Below are 16,314 nucleotides of genomic sequence, written 5' to 3' on the forward strand. Positions count from 1 at the left end.
TTTGATAGATAAAATTGTAAATGACGAATTGCTAAGCGAATCAAAATTATACAGATAAAAGAGGGTGAATCGTGCATCTCTTCGAAACGATCTCAACGAAAATATCCCTTTTTAGTTGCTTATAATCTAGAACCCCTTATAATCTATCCTTAAAATACAGATAGCAAGGTACAACATGAAAATAGTGGTAATTCAAGGCCCAAATCTCAATATGCTCGGTGTACGTGAACAACAAGTATACGGACCGATGCGTCTAGAGCAAATCCACGCTCAGATGAAAGAAGTCGCGACGCAAAACGACATCGAAATCGAGTTTTACCAAAGCAACCTTGAGGGGGAAATCGTTGACCGTATCCAAGAGTGCTATGGTGACGCAGATGGAATCATTATCAATCCTGCAGCGTATACTCACACATCGATTGCCATTCGTGATGCGATCAGTGCGGTGAATCTTCCAACCATCGAAGTTCATATCAGCAATATCTATCGCCGCGAAGAATTTCGTCAAAAAAGTATGACGGCTCCGGTATGTACTTCGTCTATCATCGGATTCGGACCGTTCGGATACCATTTGGCGATGGTGGGGATGATGCAAATCCTCAGCGAGATCAGCGCAATGCGTCAAGCTCACGAAGAGGCACAAGCCTAAATCATGCCTCTGTGTCGAAGGATAAACGCCGATCATACTCTTTATGTGGATCGTTATTTTCCGACACAATCTCGAAAACGCTCAAGATTTCGATATCAGGTCGTTTTGGGGGTCGGGGGAAATGTGGGTGATGTGGCTCGACGATTAAACCGTTTATGGATTTATCTGAAGCGCCAAAGTCTCCTTTATCCGGTTCGTAGCGGTGTTTTACTCAAAAATCCTCCGTTTGGCTATGTAGAGCAGGATGATTTTGTCAATACGACGATTGAGATAGCGACCTCTTTGGAGCCGAGAGCTCTTTTGCGACAGTTATGGCGTATAGAAAAGCATTTTGGACGGGTTCGCAGTTTTCCCAATGCTCCAAGGACGCTGGATTTGGATATGATATTCTTTGAAGATCGGGTAGTGAATTACCCTGAGTTAATTGTTCCGCACCCTTATTGGAGCGGACGTCCCAGTGTCAGAATCCCTTTGCGGAGTATGCGCCGCACTTTTCGGAGACAGTATGAAAATTTTGACATTTAGCGGTGCAACTCCTGCCGAGGCGCTCAAAAAAGCGCAGTTAGAGGTAGGCGAGGAGGCGATGCTCATCGAAACCCGCGAAATACAGAAAAAATCACTTGGTAAAAGCGCATTGTATGAGATTGTGGTCGGGGTCGAAGAAGATGCCCCGAGCAGACCGAAACCGCGTCCTACTGAGCCTTTGCGTGAGCAGCGTCCGTTGGCACAAAAAAGCAGTGATGTCTTATTTAATATTTCAGAAGCGGCCAAACAGATTTCAAAAATAGCCGAAGTGACTGAAGAAGAGCGCCCCACGCGTTCCGGTGTTATTCAAGAGAGTGAAGATCTCAAACTTATCAAAGAGGAGATCGAAAAACTCGGCGATAAGGTCAAACTGATTCAACATATGTTTTGGGATGAAAAAGCCCCAAAAATGCAGACCGCCATCCCCCCTGAATTTGCTGAAATTTACCGACTTGCTCAACAAAGCGGTATGGATCAGGAACATTTGGATCAGATCATGCAGCTCACCTTGGAGCATATGCCCTCCAAAATGCGGGAGAATTCGGCGACGGTCAAGCGTTATTTTCAAGTCTTAATGCGTAAAATGATCCCTGTACGGATGGAAACGGCACCCAAGAACGGAACGAAAAAAGTGCTGATGCTTGTCGGTCCTACGGGGGTGGGTAAAACGACCTCGATTGCTAAGCTTGCGGCACGTTTTTCCTATCTGCTGGAAAAAAAATACAAAGTGGGGCTGGTGGTACTCGACACCTACCGTATCGGCGCGGTCGAGCAGCTTATGCAGTATGCACGGATGATGAAATTGGGAATTGAGACGGTCGTTGATCCGCCGGAGTTTTCCAATGCGCTGAATGCTCTTCGTCACAGCGATTTTATTTTGATCGATACGATGGGCTCATCCCCGTATGATCAAGGAAAAATCGAAAAGATTTATGAGTGCTTGCGTGCCAATGACACCGATTACAGTGTCGACGTAGTCCTTGTGATGCCCAGCTCGATCAAATATGAAGACCTCAAAGCGACGTATGAGAATTTTGCTCCGCTGGGGATCGATACGATGATGTTTACCAAGCTCGATGAGACGAGAGGATTCGGGAATATTTTTTCTCTTGTCTATGAGACCAAAGTGCCGATCAGCTATTTTTCAGTGGGGCAAGAGGTTCCGGAAGATCTTGTGGTAGCCAGCAGTGATTTTTTGGTCGATTGTTTGTTGCACGGATATCGTCGAGGTGAAAGTTCATGAGCCACCAAGCCGCCAAACTCGAAGCATTGGTGAGTCAAAATCGCAATACTACGGCAAAAAAAACCCGTTTTATCGCGATTACAAGCGGCAAAGGGGGAGTAGGTAAGAGCACCATCAGCTCCAATATGGCCTATATCATGGCGCGCTATGGATTGAAAGTCGGTATTTTTGATGCCGATATCGGGCTGGCGAATCTGGACGTTATGTTTAATGTCAAAATCAAAAAAAATATTCTCCATGTCCTTAAAGGGGAAGCAACGGTCGAGGAAATTTTGGTTCCGATCGAGAAAAATCTTGTCCTGATCCCCGGTGAGAGCGGGGAAGAGATTTTTAAATATGCTTCATCGGGATTGTTTGAGCGGTTTATGGATGAATCGGGTGTACTGGATGATTTGGATGTGATGATCATTGATACGGGTGCGGGGATCGGAGAGCATATTCAACTCTTTTTACGGGCATGTGATGATGTGATCGTGGTTACGGTTCCTGATCCTGCGGCCATAACCGATGCGTATGCGACCATTAAAGTGACCTCGCGTCTCCGTAATGAAATTAATGTTATCATGAATCAGGTGCGCAATGATAAAGAGGCGCAGGCCCTCTTTGATAAAATCCATAAAGTGGCACAGGCGAATATTGGACCGGATTTGCGACTGTTGTATTTGGGGCAAGTATCAAATGATCCGAAAATATCAAGCAGTGTTAAAAAAAGAGCCCTCTTTAGTCGCGATTTTCCGACTGCCACTCCTACTCTTGAATTAGAATTAATTGTTAAGCGTATTGCAAAAAAACTGGAACGAAATGTGCTAGTAAATCCCAAAGAGAGTGGTCTCGGAGGCTTGTTCAAGCGTCTTATGGAACATTTTTAATTGTATAAGGTGGGTCAATGCGAGGTTCGAATTTTGTCTCTTTTTTAACGGTACAAGGATTTTTTATCGGTATCGTATTTGGGATATTAAAATCGACTTCGCCTGAGAATTTTTTGGGATTCACCCTTCTCATCACTATCTTTTTTTATCTCTTTGCCCATCTGTGTGTCGGATTTTATTTTCAGACCTTGGGGATTAAGACCCATCCGTTTCCGAAGCAATCGCATGAGCGAAATTTGGATTCATTTGTCCGAGAAATCAATAAGCGAGAGCAGTTTATTGATGCGTTTTATACCAATAAAGCCGAATTACTTGATGAGGGATCAGCATGAGTGGTGCAAACCTTTATTCGCAAGAGCTTAAACACCGTGAAGATCAACTCGCAATCCAATATCTTCCAGCCGTAAAAGCGATGTCGTTTCGTCTTAAAGAGCGTCTTCCCAGTTCAGTCGATTATATGGATTTAAGTGCTATCGGCACCGAAGAGTTGGTGAAGTTGGCACGTCGATACGATGAGTCGCAAAATGACTCTTTTTGGGGATATGCAAAGACAAGAGTCTACGGCGCAATGCTCGATTATCTCCGCTCGTTGGATGTGGTTAGCCGCTCCAGCCGTAAATTGATCAAAGAGATCGATCATGCTATCGAATCGTATATGGCCGATCATGATGATGAACCTAGTAATACGGAGCTTGCCCTAATCCTTGGAATTGAAGAAGATAAAGTGCATGAAGCACGTATCGCTTCGGATATTTACACGGTGATGCCGCTTGACGATCAGTTGGGTACCCCTGAAAATGAGGGGATGATGGAGCGGATAGAACATGAAGATTTATTAGAGGCCATAAGAGATGTTCTCATTGGATTTGATGAACGGGAACAAATCATTATTCAGCTCTATTATTTTGAAGAGCTTACCCTCAAAGAGATCAGTGATATCGTCAATATTACCGAATCGCGTATTTCACAGATTCACAAATCCGTTATTCGTCGTATTAAAGATGCGGTAGGGGGGAGATAATGGCAGATATTCTATCGCAAGAAGAGATTGATGCCCTCCTCGACGTTGTCGATGATGAGGGTGATGACGTATTAGATTCGGGAGATGATAACCTCTTCCCTCAGCGCCAAATAACCCTATACGATTTTAAGCGTCCTAACCGTGTTTCCAAAGAGCAGCTTCGGGCATTTCGCGGAATTCACGATAAAATGGCACGTTCTATCTCATCACAGATTTCATCTATTATGCGCTCTATTGTGGAGATTCAGCTCCATTCGGTCGATCAGATGACCTATGGAGAGTTTTTGATGTCGCTCCCTAACCCGACCAGTTTCAACGTTTTTTCGATGAAACCGTTGGAAGGAAACGGGGTGTTGGAGATTAATCCTTCCATCGCATTTCCGATGTTGGATCGTATTTTAGGGGGGAAAGGGGAGCCGTTCGAAGCCAATCGGGAATTTTCCGATATCGAGCTCTCCTTGTTTGAGACTATTTTACGGGTAATGATGGGGACGCTTCGAGAGGCATGGGGTCCAGTGACCGATCTGTATCCGCAGATCGAGTCGAAAGAGTCAAGTCCTAACGTTGTTCAAATCGTTGCTCAAAATGAGATCGTTGTGATGGTCGTTATGGAGATTATCATTGGGCACAGTTCGGGGATGATGAATATCTGCTATCCGGTTATCGCGCTGGAACCGATATTGCCGAAACTGGCGAGTCGTGATTTGATGCTCAATGAGACAAGCTCGAAAAAAAGCCGTAACCAAGAGCTTCAAGTATTACTCGGGGGTGCTCACGTGAGCGTCGAGGTGAATCTCGGGGATGCGGAATTAACCCTGCATGAACTTATGGATTTAAAAGAGGGGGACATCATACGTCTTGATATCCCGGCAGATGATGTGGTCAACGTAAGTGTGGACGGTAAAGAACGTTTTGTCGGACAAATGGGATTGCGACGATTCCGCAAGTCGATTCAAATTACATCCTTGATTGATACGGAAAAAGATGCGGTCAAGCGGGCACTTAAAGAGTTTGAAATGAAACGAAAAGCACGGATTAGCGGGGTAAAAGAGATGATTCGAGGACCCCTAATAGAGGAGGATGAGGATAATGAGTGATTTTGCAGGGGTATTTGCGCAAGAAGCGGTAGCTACGATTGAAGGATTGACGGGACAAACACCTACTATTGCCCTCAAAGAAGCGGAAGATATCTCGATAGTTTCCAATGTCATTCCGCCGATTGCCATTGTTAAAGTGAACTTTAGCGGCGATGCGTCGGGGCGTGGACTGGTATTGATGCCTCCTCAGTTGGCGACTGCCTTGGGCGATATGATGCTCGGCGGAGACGGTGAGGGGAAAGAGTCTATGAACGACGAAGACCTGGATGCTGCCAAAGAGATCATCTCGAATATTCTAGGGGCGATGAGTACAACACTCGCTTCTCAAAAAGAGCTTCCAAAACTTACTATTAAACCGGATAAAGCCGAATTTATCCCTGAAAACGGGGAAGTAAATCTTGACCCGTATGCCAAAATGTTTGTTTTTAGTTTTTCGCTTGGTTCGATAAATTCTCTTGTTATGTTTGCAATTGATGCAGGGATAAAAGCAGCCTTAAATACAGAGCCTCAACAAGCTTATGTCCCTCCCGTAAGTGGCAATATCTTTGACACCCCGTCGGTAAGTGTTCCGAAGCTTGAAGAGGGGGAGATGAAAAATATCGGCCTCATCATGGATGTTAAGCTTCCCGTTCGTGTTCGTATCGGAAAGAAAAAGATGCTTCTTAAAGATGTTCTGAGTATGGATATCGGTTCGGTAATTGAGCTCAATCAACTGGCCAATGATCCTCTCGATATTTTAGTGGACGATCATGTTATTGCTCAGGGCGAGGTTGTTATAGTAGATGGAAATTTCGGAGTGCAAATAACTTCTATCGGAACGAAGCGTGACCGTTTGAACAAGCTTAAAGGGTAAGTATGCCGCATCGTGGACGGAAAAAGAGAGAGTATCAAAGCAATATTTATGTCAAAGATATCAAATCAGCCGATGTATGGAGTGTTTTTAAAATTATTGCCGATTTTGTTCAAGGATTTGATGAATTAGGAGAGTTGGGACCCTCTGTAACAATTTTTGGAAGTGCCCGTATAGATGAGAATCATCCTTACTATAAAGAGGCGCAAACCCTTGCGAGTCTTCTGGGTGAACGTGGTTACAATATTATAACCGGAGGGGGCCCCGGTGTGATGGAAGCGGCTAATCGCGGTGCGTTTGATCATGAGAACGTCGAATCGATCGGACTCAATATCGAACTGCCTGAAGAGCAGCAGCCTAATCCCTATATTACTAAAGGGCGTAGCTTCGATTATTTCTTTTCCCGTAAAGTGATGCTGGTCAAATATTCGATGGCGTATGTTATTTTTCCGGGGGGATTCGGAACACTGGATGAGATGTTCGAGGCGTTAACATTGATTCAAACTCGAAAAGTATGGGGCGTACGACTGTTCTTGGTAGGAACCGAATTTTATGCTCCGTTGATTCAATTTTTACGCGACAAGATGCTGAGTGAAGGGATGATCGATGAGAAAGATTTGGATTTGATCACTTTAACGGATGATTTACCTTTTGTCGTGAATGAAATTGAAAAATCGCTGGTTGCACAGATGGCAACACTGGAGAAAGAAGGGTTGGACGATACGAAGTATTATAAGGTTCTCTCCAGCTATTTTGCAAACCGGCCTATTTGCACCGGAAGTGATATGTAATGGGTAAAAAAGTATTAATCGGAATGAGCGGAGGGGTTGATTCTACCGTATCGACATTACTCTTAAAAGAGCAAGGGTATGAGGTGGAAGGGGTTTATATGAAACTTCACTCCAAACCCGGTTATCATGAGATTCATCAGGTACGTGCACAAAGAGCCGCTGATTTTGCCGGTGTAAAACTGCATATTCTTGATTTGCAAGCACAGTTTGATGAGAAAGTATTTACCCCATTTATCGAAACCTATAAAGCAGGGAAAACCCCTAATCCGTGTGCCTTATGTAATCGCAATATCAAATTCGGAGCTATGGTGGCATTTGCAGACACCTTGGGGGCTGATTATGTTGCTACAGGACATTATATTCGTCATGACGGTCAATATCTTTTACAAGCGCATGATGATACGAAAGACCAAAGCTATTTTCTCTTTTACATCGATCCTACTCTTGTGCCGCGACTTATTTTTCCGTTGGGTGAAAAACACAAAAGCGATATCAAAGCGTATGCTGCCGGTGTCGAAGGATTGGAGTCGTTTGCTTCGCAAGGGGAGTCGAGTGAGATTTGTTTTGTCGAAACAACATACATGGAGGTTCTAAAGCCTTACGTGAATGTTGATCAAGAGGGGGAGGTACTTGATCTCTCAGGAAAGGTAGTCGGCAAGCACAAAGGGTATATGCATTACACCATCGGAAAACGTAAGGGATTCAACGTTCACGGCGCCCATGATCCCCATTTTGTCGTAGAGATCAAACCTGATACCAATCAAATTGTTGTAGGAACGCGTGAAGATTTGGAGTGCCACCGTGTCGAGTTGGAACGTGTCAATATGTTTGATGATCGAAAAGAGTTTGAATGTGATGTAAAACTGCGTTATCGTACTACTGCAGTTAGATGCCATGTTGTCATTAACGGTGATCACGCCATTGTCGAGTTGCATGAACCTGTATTGGGTGTAGCGTCAGGACAGGCGGGTGTTTTTTACGACGGAGATAAACTGCTTGGCGGCGGGTGGATCGTTTGATCCGTACCAAAAAGAAAATCATTGCCGCAGGGATCATCGGCAACGTTATAGAGTATTACGATTTCGCCCTCATCGGTTTTTTAGCGGTAATGATGGGGAAGCTGTTTTTCCCCTCGACGGATCCGGTTCTCTCCCTCTTAGGCTCATTCGGGGCATTTGCTGCTGGGATGATTATGCGTCCTGTCGGCGCATTGGTGTTTGGACATATAGGTGATCGGGTAGGACGTCGGTTTGCTTTGCTGAGTTCATTGATGATGATGGCCCTTCCGACATTTTTGATCGGCTTCTTGCCGACCTATGCTCAAATCGGAATTATGGCTCCGATACTCCTGGTTGTTCTTCGGATGATTCAGGGGCTCTCCGTCGGGGGAGAGTACGCCAGCTCTATTGTTTATTTAGTCGAGCAATCTTCCCCCAATCGCCAAAATCTTTACGGTTCTTTTGTTTCCGTCGGTGCAAAAATCGGGATGGCTTTGGGATCGGGGTTATGCGGCGCGTTGCTGTGGTATTTCGGTGAAGACGTAATGGGAGATTGGGGATGGAGAATCCCGTTCTGGGCGAGTATTATTATCGCCGCAGCGGGTTTATATTTACGTCGTAATTTGAGTGATGATTATCACCCAAGCGAAGACAAAACCGTCCCTATCATCGCTATTTTACGTCATCACCGTGCCGAATTTTGGCAATTTTTGACTATTGCCTCATCTATTTGGATTTTTTACTATACGGTATTTATCTATCTTCCTGTTTGGCTGGAAGGGAGTGCTCATCTGAGTAAGGCTGAAGCGGGACAGATTAATACCCTTTCTATTCTGACTGGAGTCATTTTTATCCCGTTAATGGCAATGGTTGCCGATAAAATCGGTTCCTTTCGGGTGATGCGTACGGCGGCATTAGCTCTTGCACTCAGTATCTATCCATTGATGGTCGGAATGAGTATCGGAGGATATTGGGTTGCATTGGCAGGAACATTGGTCTTGGTGATACTTTTATGTGCTTTTCAAGCCCCTATTTTTGCCTCTACGGTTATGGCATTACAATACCACGGCTATCGCTCATCGTTTACGGCGGTGATTTTGGGAAGTGCCGCAGGGATTGTTGGTGGGATTACCCCTGCCCTTATGACATCACTCGAAAAACTGAGCGGTGATCCGTACGCTCCTGCTTCTTTGATTGCCGCTACCTCTTTGCTGGGATGGATCGTCCTTAGACGTGTACCGGCTTAAAGAGCGATTTCATTATCGGGAATTGTAAGATTTTTTCCGGATTGTTTTCTCCGTTGATATTGACAATTTTAAGTCTGCCGTATCCGTTATTAAAATCATTGGCCACGTCATACACAACTCCGACAATAGTGAGTTTTCCGCTCTCAACCTCTTCTTTAAACGCATCACGGGCATAAAAGCTTTGTTGGTGAACGTTGCCGATTACTGCACTTAGCCATTGTGCTTCTACTGTACCGTTTAATGCGGTATTCCGCAGGGCAAGAGACAATGTATCAAGTTCACGAATGATATTGACTCCCTCCGTCGAATAGTTGCTTAAGGCTGCTTTGATCGCTCCGCAGCGTGAATGCCCGACAATAAGCAGTAGAGGGGTATGGAGGTGTTCGACTCCGTACTCAACGCTTCCGCTATTGGAACTAAACTGATTTCCGATATTTCGGACAATAAAAAGATCATTTTCGGCAGAGGCATCGATGGCATTGCTTTGAAAACGGGAATCCGAACACCCGATAACGGTTGCACGAGGATGTTGCGCATCTTTGAATTGCTCAAAAAATGCCGAGCCTTGGTAGTTGACATAGTAATCGTTTTGGGAGATGATTTCGGCGAACATTCGTTGGGCCAACTCTTGTAATGCGCCAATACCCGACTCATTTGAGGGTGTAACGGTATCCGCGAGTACGAGCGATCCGGAAGTAAGGGCGAAAAATTTAAGGAACGTCCGTTTATTCATACAAGTAACCTTCCTGCTTTTGTAAAATAGTGTATCACAAAATTAAAAGGTTAGCGACCCGTTTTGATCGGTAGGCTCTTGGCTCCCTATGTTGTCACTTTGAGGTGCGGATGAATCGTTGGAGGAGGGTGCATTAAATAAATCAACGACGCTCTCATTATTTTCCGCAGAGGTTTCGGTTATCTCCTCTTTTTTCGTAGGGGTCATTACCTCTTTAAACGCTGGGATGACGATTCCACGTCGTTTCATAATTTGATAGATAATGCGGGAGCGGTTTTTGACGTATTTTTGATCTCCCGTAGGATTAAATCGGATGGGATTAGGGAGAACGGCGGCTAGGTGGGCTGCTTCTAGTCCGCTTAGATTTTTGGCACTTTTATGATAGTAATGACGTGCTGCAGCTTCGATTCCGAAAATCCCGTCTCCCCATTCGGCAACGTTGAGATAAATTTCCAAGATGCGCCGTTTGGAGAGGCTTTTTTCGATTCTCCACGTAATAATGGCCTCTTTGATTTTGCGCACCGGATTTTTACTCGGAGATAGATAAAGGTTTTTGGAGAGCTGTTGGCTGATGGTACTTCCTCCGGCCATTTTCCCTTTTTTGAGTGTTCGCTCCAGCGCTTGTTCCATCCCTTTGACATCAAATCCGTCATGATTCCAAAATTTATCATCTTCCCCGATCAATACCGCTTTAATGACATTGGGGGAGATTTGCGACATAGGAACCCATTTTTGCTGCAGTTTGATGTCGCGGTTTTGTTCGGCCCACTCCGCTTGGCGGTATTCCATAAAGGCGGTCGGTATAGGTCGGATCTCTTTGAGATCATCAATGTTTGGATAGAAAAAATAGCGTCCGATATCGATTATTCCTGCGAAAACCAGGGGGAGAAAAAGGGTTTTTAGGGTTTGCATTAGGGTTCCGTTTTGAGGGTAGGGAGATGCCATCCCTTGATGTAGGCGGCTAGACGAAGGGTGATCGCGACGGTTGCTACTGCGGCTACGGTAAGGGTGGATAAGCCGATAGTGGCAGCTGAAATAAGAAGTAAAATAGAGACAATAAGGGCGATCGAACCGTAAAAATCACTGACTAAAACGGCGGGAACCTGATTGATAAGGATATCACGTAAAACTCCTCCTCCGATTGCCGTTAAAAAACTGAGTATTATGACTCCGAAAAAATTGAATCCTCCATCAATAGCGAGCAAAGCCCCTGTGATACTGAAAGCAACCAGACCGATGGTATCGCTGATGACGAAGAGCCACTGTCTCTCCAGCTGTTCACGACGATAAAGACGAAATAAAAAAGCCAAAACGATCGTAGAGATAACGGTAACGGCGGGGTAGTATTCATTAAAGGCAAACGGCGTCCGGTCCAAAATAACATCCCGTACGACTCCACCCCCCAGAGCGGTAAGCGAAGCTGAAATAATTACCCCTAAAAGATCAAGATTATTTCGTACACCGACAAGAAATCCGCTGAGGGCAAAAGCGACAATACCGAGAATATCGGCAGCGACAACGAGATTAAATTCAGACATTAGGGGCGCGGTAATTTTCTTTGAAGCTGACGTAGCGAGCAGCGGAAGCATAGAGCTCGGCAACCTCTTCATCGGTAAGCTCTCGGACTATTTTGGCAGGGCTCCCCATAATCAAAGAACGGGGAGGGAATACTTTGTTTTTTGTCACCAAAGCACCCGCTCCGACGATCGATTCTTTGCCGATTACGGCACCGTCAAGGATCGTGGCGCTCATCCCGATCAGACACGCATCTTCGATCGTGCATCCGTGCAGCATGACACGATGTCCGACGGTGACATCGTTGCCGATGATGGTCGGATGCCCGTCGCTCATATCATCACGTTTGTGGTGGGTGACGTGTACCATACTGAGATCTTGGATATTGCTTCGGTCCCCGATTTTGATGTAGTGGACATCTGCGCGTACGACGCATCCGAACCATATACTGACATCTTCTCCCATCTCGACCCGTCCGATCACATCGGCAGAATCAGCGATCCATACCCGTTCGTTGAGTGTTGGTGTGTAGTTGAGATAATTTCCTATCATCGATTTCCTTCTTAACTCTCTTTGAACAGTCGTGTTGTCAGTTGCTGCACGTAATTAGGAGTATGTTTTTTGACTGAATTATAGACTTTATTGGTGTGCGTTTCAACAATTTTATGACTATCAATCAAATTTCCATTCTCGTGAGGTACTCGAATATAGCTTCCGTCCGTTTGCAGTTCATGAGCGAGGACATTGTCTGAACTTTGAAGCTGGAGAATTTGGGTTAATTTATTGATTAACTCTTCTCCGTCTATCGGTGTGAGCAATTCGATCCGTCGGAGCAGGTTTCTCGGCATCCAATCGGCACTGGAAATATAGGTTTGCGGTTTACCGTGTTTAAAATAAAAAATACGGGCGTGTTCGAGATATTTGCCGATGATAGAGATGACGCGAATATTGTCGCTCACCCCCGGTACTCCCGGACGGAGACAACATATGCCTCGTATAATCAGTTCGATTTTTACCCCTGCCTGAGAAGCTTTATAGAGTGCTTTAATGATATCTTCATCGACCAAAGCGTTCATTTTCGCGATGATTACCCCTTCGGCTCCCATACGGGTTTCATTTTGGATCAGGGAGAGGATTTTCGGTTTGATCTGTGTCGGTGCCATGTAGAGTTCGTTGAGTTTCCCTTTTTTGCTAAATCCGGTCAGGAAGTGAAAAAATCGGGTCAAGTCATGCGTAATCGCATCGTTGGCCGTCATATAGCTGATATCGGTATAGACGGCTGCCGTGGAAGGGTTATAGTTACCCGTTCCGATATGGGCATATTGTTTCAGTTTGCCATCTACCCGTCGGGTGATGAGGGCAGCTTTGGCGTGAACTTTGAATCCGGCGATACCGTAGATAACATGGGCTCCCGCATTTTCAAGCGCTTTGGCCCAGTGAAGATTATTCTCTTCATCAAAACGGGCTCGAAGTTCTACCATAACCGTTACTTGTTTACCCGATTCGGCGGCATTTATCAGGGCATTGACGATGGGAGAGTTGGAACCGGAGCGATAAAGGGTCATACGGATAGAGACAACATCGGGATCTTTTGCCGCTGTTTGGATCAGCCGTACTACCGGTTCGAAACTTTCAAACGGATGGAAAAGGAGCAAGTCTTGTTTGTCCAACGTTGCATAAAGACTCTCATCGGTGTCCAGCGGCGGAAGATTGCGCGGTTTGAAGCTGGGGCTGGTAAGGTGGGCAAAATCTTTATTACCGACCACTTGCCAGAGACTTCCCAGATTAAGATAGGTTTGAAAACGGTAGATATCATCTTTGTAAACGTTAGCATGACGGTTGAAGAAGTTCAACAGATCATCATCGGCATGGACACTGAGTTCAAGACGAACAAGTTCCCCTTTTTTACGGAGTTTAAGCCCCTCTTCGAGGATCTCCATAAAATCATCCGCTTCCTCTTCTTCGATTGCGATGTCGGCATTTCGGGTGACGCGGAATGCGGCAAATTTGATCAGCTCATAACCGGGGAAGAGATCTTGAATATGTTCGGCGACGATGCTTCCGATCGGAATATAAATCCGATTATTTATCTCGACGAAACGGGGAAGAACCCGTGGAATACGGATAAGTCCGTAGCGCTCAATGCTCGGATCGTCTTTGTCTCTGAGTTTGACGATTTGGCCGAATCCCAGATTGTTCAGATGAGGGAACGGGTGGGTAGCATCGATGGCGATAGGGATGACGACGGAGTAGATATTTTCATGGAAATAGCGGTCCAAATACTGACGCTCTTCATGGGTTACTTCTTTGTACGATTTGAAAAAGATCCCCTCTTTTTCAAGCTCTTTCATAATCCCTTGCAAGCAGTGCTCTACAACCTCTTGTTCCTTATGGAGGTATTCACGGATTTCGCGGAGTTGATGCAGAGGTGTAAATCGATCAGCTCCGGATACATTGACTCCGGCGCTGAAAAGTTTTTTGAGACCCGCAACGCGGATCATATAAAATTCGTCCAAATTGGTTCCGTATATAGCTAAAAACTTGAGTCGTTCGAATAGAGGTAAGGATTCATCTTCGGCTTGTTTGAGTACACGGGTATTAAATTGAAGCCATGAAAGTTCACGGTTAAGATAGAGTGATGGGTCTTTAAAATTAGTGGGCATAGTGTCTGCTTTTTATGTGATTACGATGTTATTATATTATACTTAGGTTTCAAAAGGGGAACAAATGAGTATTTTCCAAATTATAATGTTTGCTGCGACACTTTTTTTCGCTTATCAAATTTATCGTCACGTTCAAAGTTTAGAGGATAGGGCACCGGATATTCCCCACACATTTGAGGAAGAAAACACCCCTCTCTCCCCTTCTCAGGATTTAATCGATCAAGCCGATGAAGCGTATGAAAAAGGCGATCTATTTGCTGCAAGAGAGATCCTCAAAGCGGCTGCCGAACACGATCAAAGAAATCCTGATATTCTCAATAGACTTGCGTTTATTACCGCTAAAGAGGGGGATGTGACGGGTGGAATCGAACTTTACAAACGCTCCCTCTTACTGGATGAAAACGATGATTTGGTCCATAATGCCCTTGGCTCATTGTATCGGACGCAGGGGAAATTTGTATTGGCGCAAAACCATTATGAAAAAGCACTTCTTATTGATGATCAGTACCCTCAGACCTATTATAATTACGGTAATCTCCTCACCGATATGGGTGATGCGTTCAAAGCCGAAGAGATGTATCGGCAAGCACTTGCATTGGATGGTAATTTTTCCGAAGCACGTGAAGCGCTTAAAGCACTGGAAGGAACGGTATGAATAATGAACGCCAAGCCCGTCTTGCGGTACTGATCGATGCGGATAATTCTCAGCCCTCTATTATTGCAGGGTTGCTTGATGAGATCGCGGCCCATGGAATTGCGAGTGTCAAGCGTATTTATGGCGACTGGACGGATGTACAGCTCAAAGGATGGAAAAATGTCCTTCTCGAACACGGGTTGCAGCCGATTCAACAGTTTGCCTATACCACCGGCAAAAATGCAACCGACAGCGGGATGATCATCGATGCTATGGATCTTCTTTATACGAAAAACTTTGACGGATTTTGTATTGTTTCCAGTGACAGTGATTTTACCCGTCTTGCCAGCCGTATTCGAGAATCGGGGGTAAAAGTGTACGGATTCGGGGAGCAGAAAACCCCTAAATCATTTATCGGGGCGTGTGATAAATTTATTTATACCGAAAATCTTCGCCGAAATCAGGTTTCTATTGTTGCCGGGGCTAAGGTTAAACCGGATGAAAATCTTCTTGCATTGGTGCGTAACGCTATCGAAGATACTGCGAACGAAGCGGGATGGTCGTATCTGGGTGCTATCGGGCAAAACCTGTTAAACAAATCCCCTGAATTTGATCCGCGAAACTACGGATATAAAAAATTGGCTGATCTGATCGAAGGGCTAGGGGAGTTTGAATTCAAAACCTCCGACCCCCTCTCCGGTTCTCAGTCGATCTATATACGGGTGAAACGGAAAAAAAGGAGTTATGAAAAATGACGGTACAGGAAATATATACCTACCTTGATGGACTCTCTCCGTTTGCTTTGCAAGAGAGCTGGGATAATTCAGGATTATTGGTGGGTGATTTTGCACAGGAGATTTCGCAAGTTGTCCTTAGCATTGATATTGATGAAGCCTTGATTGAATCTATGGAGGAAAACGCTCTCTTGATTACTCACCACCCGATTATTTTCGGTGGGCTTAAACAGCTTCAATTCAACCAATACCCCGCTAAAATTTTGGCACCTATGATCCGTAAGAATATTTCGAATATCGCTATGCATACCAATTTCGATCAAACTCATCTCAATCAATACGTTGCCCAAAGTGTATTGGGATACCCTATTATCGCCAAAGAGGGATTCGTCGCCTATTTGGGTGTGGATGAAGATTTTGCAACCTTTGCGGCAAAGGTTAAAAAGCAGTTCGGCTTGGAACATATCCGCAGTGTTCAATGCCATACTCGTATCCAAACCTGTGCATTGGTGACCGGTTCAGGTGCATCTTTGATGCGAAATATTGAAGCCGATTGTTTTTTGACGGGGGATATTAAATACCACGATGCGATGGAAGCCAAGTCCCTTGGACTCTCGATGATTGACATCGGACATTATGAAAGTGAACGTTATTTTGGGGAGATTTTAGCGGAACATTTGAAAAATTTAGGATTGAGTGTTATAATTTCACCATCAAAGAACCCTTTCACCTATTTATAGGGCAC

19 protein-coding genes are annotated in these 16,314 nt (G+C 44.9%); 14 read left to right on the forward strand and 5 right to left on the reverse strand.

The genetic code is table 11. The annotated features are described in order from the left end of the window. The first annotated feature begins 175 nt into the window (after positions 1–175). Genes aroQ through WC407_RS04685 form a run of 11 tightly spaced genes read left to right on the forward strand, consistent with a single transcriptional unit; the run spans position 176 to position 9,290 of the window. Positions 176–649, forward strand: a complete 474-nt coding sequence (gene aroQ, locus WC407_RS04635; protein ID WP_373021398.1) for a type II 3-dehydroquinate dehydratase — start codon at positions 176–178, stop codon at positions 647–649. A 45-nt stretch (positions 650–694) separates the two neighbouring features. After that, entirely contained in the window at positions 695–1,174 is a 480-nt protein-coding gene (gene folK, locus WC407_RS04640) for a 2-amino-4-hydroxy-6-hydroxymethyldihydropteridine diphosphokinase (RefSeq protein ID WP_373021399.1), read from the forward strand. Further along, on the forward strand, positions 1,155–2,417 hold the full coding sequence (flhF, locus tag WC407_RS04645) for a flagellar biosynthesis protein FlhF (RefSeq protein WP_373021400.1): 1,263 nt from the start codon (positions 1,155–1,157) through the stop codon (positions 2,415–2,417). Before folK ends, flhF begins: the two co-directional genes overlap by 20 nt. Then, positions 2,414–3,286 (forward strand): MinD/ParA family protein, encoded by an 873-nt coding sequence (locus tag WC407_RS04650; RefSeq protein ID WP_373021401.1) that lies wholly within the window; start codon positions 2,414–2,416, stop codon positions 3,284–3,286. Before flhF ends, WC407_RS04650 begins: the two co-directional genes overlap by 4 nt. Positions 3,287–3,303: 17 nt before the next feature. After that, positions 3,304–3,618 (forward strand): hypothetical protein, encoded by a 315-nt coding sequence (locus WC407_RS04655; RefSeq protein WP_373021402.1) that lies wholly within the window; start codon positions 3,304–3,306, stop codon positions 3,616–3,618. After that, positions 3,615–4,307: an RNA polymerase sigma factor FliA gene (locus tag WC407_RS04660; RefSeq protein ID WP_373021403.1), complete on the forward strand. Its 693-nt coding sequence runs from the start codon at positions 3,615–3,617 to the stop codon at positions 4,305–4,307. The genes WC407_RS04655 and WC407_RS04660 overlap by 4 nt, the downstream gene beginning before the upstream one ends. Continuing rightward, a complete protein-coding gene (gene fliM / locus WC407_RS04665) occupies positions 4,307–5,404 on the forward strand; it encodes a flagellar motor switch protein FliM (RefSeq protein ID WP_373021404.1) in 1,098 nt (365 codons plus the stop codon). Before WC407_RS04660 ends, fliM begins: the two co-directional genes overlap by 1 nt. Further along, positions 5,397–6,257 carry a flagellar motor switch protein FliY gene (gene fliY / locus WC407_RS04670; RefSeq protein WP_373021405.1) on the forward strand — a complete coding sequence of 287 codons (861 nt, stop codon included), beginning with the start codon at positions 5,397–5,399 and terminating at the stop codon, positions 6,255–6,257. Before fliM ends, fliY begins: the two co-directional genes overlap by 8 nt. A 2-nt stretch (positions 6,258–6,259) precedes the next feature. Further along, entirely contained in the window at positions 6,260–7,045 is a 786-nt protein-coding gene (locus WC407_RS04675; protein WP_373021406.1) for a TIGR00730 family Rossman fold protein, read from the forward strand. Next, positions 7,045–8,064, forward strand: a complete 1,020-nt coding sequence (mnmA, locus tag WC407_RS04680) for a tRNA 2-thiouridine(34) synthase MnmA (RefSeq protein WP_373021408.1) — start codon at positions 7,045–7,047, stop codon at positions 8,062–8,064. Before WC407_RS04675 ends, mnmA begins: the two co-directional genes overlap by 1 nt. Then, on the forward strand, positions 8,052–9,290 hold the full coding sequence (locus WC407_RS04685) for an MFS transporter (RefSeq protein ID WP_373021409.1): 1,239 nt from the start codon (positions 8,052–8,054) through the stop codon (positions 9,288–9,290). The genes mnmA and WC407_RS04685 overlap by 13 nt, the downstream gene beginning before the upstream one ends. On the opposite strand, the gene WC407_RS04690 is transcribed toward WC407_RS04685, so the two are convergent. Genes WC407_RS04690 through WC407_RS04710 form a run of 5 tightly spaced genes read right to left on the reverse strand, consistent with a single transcriptional unit; the run spans position 9,271 to position 14,201 of the window. Further along, positions 9,271–10,023: a carbonic anhydrase gene (locus WC407_RS04690; RefSeq protein WP_373021410.1), complete on the reverse strand. Its 753-nt coding sequence runs from the start codon at positions 10,021–10,023 to the stop codon at positions 9,271–9,273. The two genes, WC407_RS04685 and WC407_RS04690, sit on opposite strands and share 20 nt — an antisense overlap. A gap of 42 nt (positions 10,024–10,065) precedes the next feature. Further along, a complete protein-coding gene (mtgA, locus tag WC407_RS04695) occupies positions 10,066–10,935 on the reverse strand; it encodes a monofunctional biosynthetic peptidoglycan transglycosylase (protein WP_373021411.1) in 870 nt (289 codons plus the stop codon). Further along, the gene (locus tag WC407_RS04700) at positions 10,935–11,561 is read right to left on the reverse strand and encodes a trimeric intracellular cation channel family protein (protein ID WP_373021412.1); all 627 of its coding nucleotides are present in this window, start codon (positions 11,559–11,561) and stop codon (positions 10,935–10,937) included. The genes mtgA and WC407_RS04700 overlap by 1 nt, the downstream gene beginning before the upstream one ends. Next, positions 11,554–12,090, reverse strand: coding sequence for a gamma carbonic anhydrase family protein (locus WC407_RS04705; protein ID WP_373021413.1), 537 nt, complete (start codon positions 12,088–12,090; stop codon positions 11,554–11,556). The genes WC407_RS04700 and WC407_RS04705 overlap by 8 nt, the downstream gene beginning before the upstream one ends. Before the next feature lie 11 nt (positions 12,091–12,101). Then, on the reverse strand, positions 12,102–14,201 hold the full coding sequence (locus tag WC407_RS04710; protein ID WP_373021414.1) for an RNA degradosome polyphosphate kinase: 2,100 nt from the start codon (positions 14,199–14,201) through the stop codon (positions 12,102–12,104). 64 nt (positions 14,202–14,265) lie between these two features. On the opposite strand from WC407_RS04710, the gene WC407_RS04715 reads away from it, so the two are divergent. From WC407_RS04715 to WC407_RS04725, 3 genes are read left to right on the forward strand one after another with little or no spacing between them, the layout of a single operon-like run. Then, positions 14,266–14,856, forward strand: coding sequence for a tetratricopeptide repeat protein (locus tag WC407_RS04715; protein ID WP_373021416.1), 591 nt, complete (start codon positions 14,266–14,268; stop codon positions 14,854–14,856). Then, positions 14,853–15,590: an NYN domain-containing protein gene (locus tag WC407_RS04720; RefSeq protein WP_373021417.1), complete on the forward strand. Its 738-nt coding sequence runs from the start codon at positions 14,853–14,855 to the stop codon at positions 15,588–15,590. The genes WC407_RS04715 and WC407_RS04720 overlap by 4 nt, the downstream gene beginning before the upstream one ends. After that, positions 15,587–16,309, forward strand: coding sequence for a Nif3-like dinuclear metal center hexameric protein (locus tag WC407_RS04725; RefSeq protein ID WP_373021418.1), 723 nt, complete (start codon positions 15,587–15,589; stop codon positions 16,307–16,309). Before WC407_RS04720 ends, WC407_RS04725 begins: the two co-directional genes overlap by 4 nt. The last annotated feature ends 5 nt before the right edge of the window (positions 16,310–16,314 follow it).

Origin of the sequence: Sulfuricurvum sp. (genome assembly GCF_041651515.1) — a bacterium.
Classification (GTDB): domain Bacteria; phylum Campylobacterota; class Campylobacteria; order Campylobacterales; family Sulfurimonadaceae; genus Sulfuricurvum.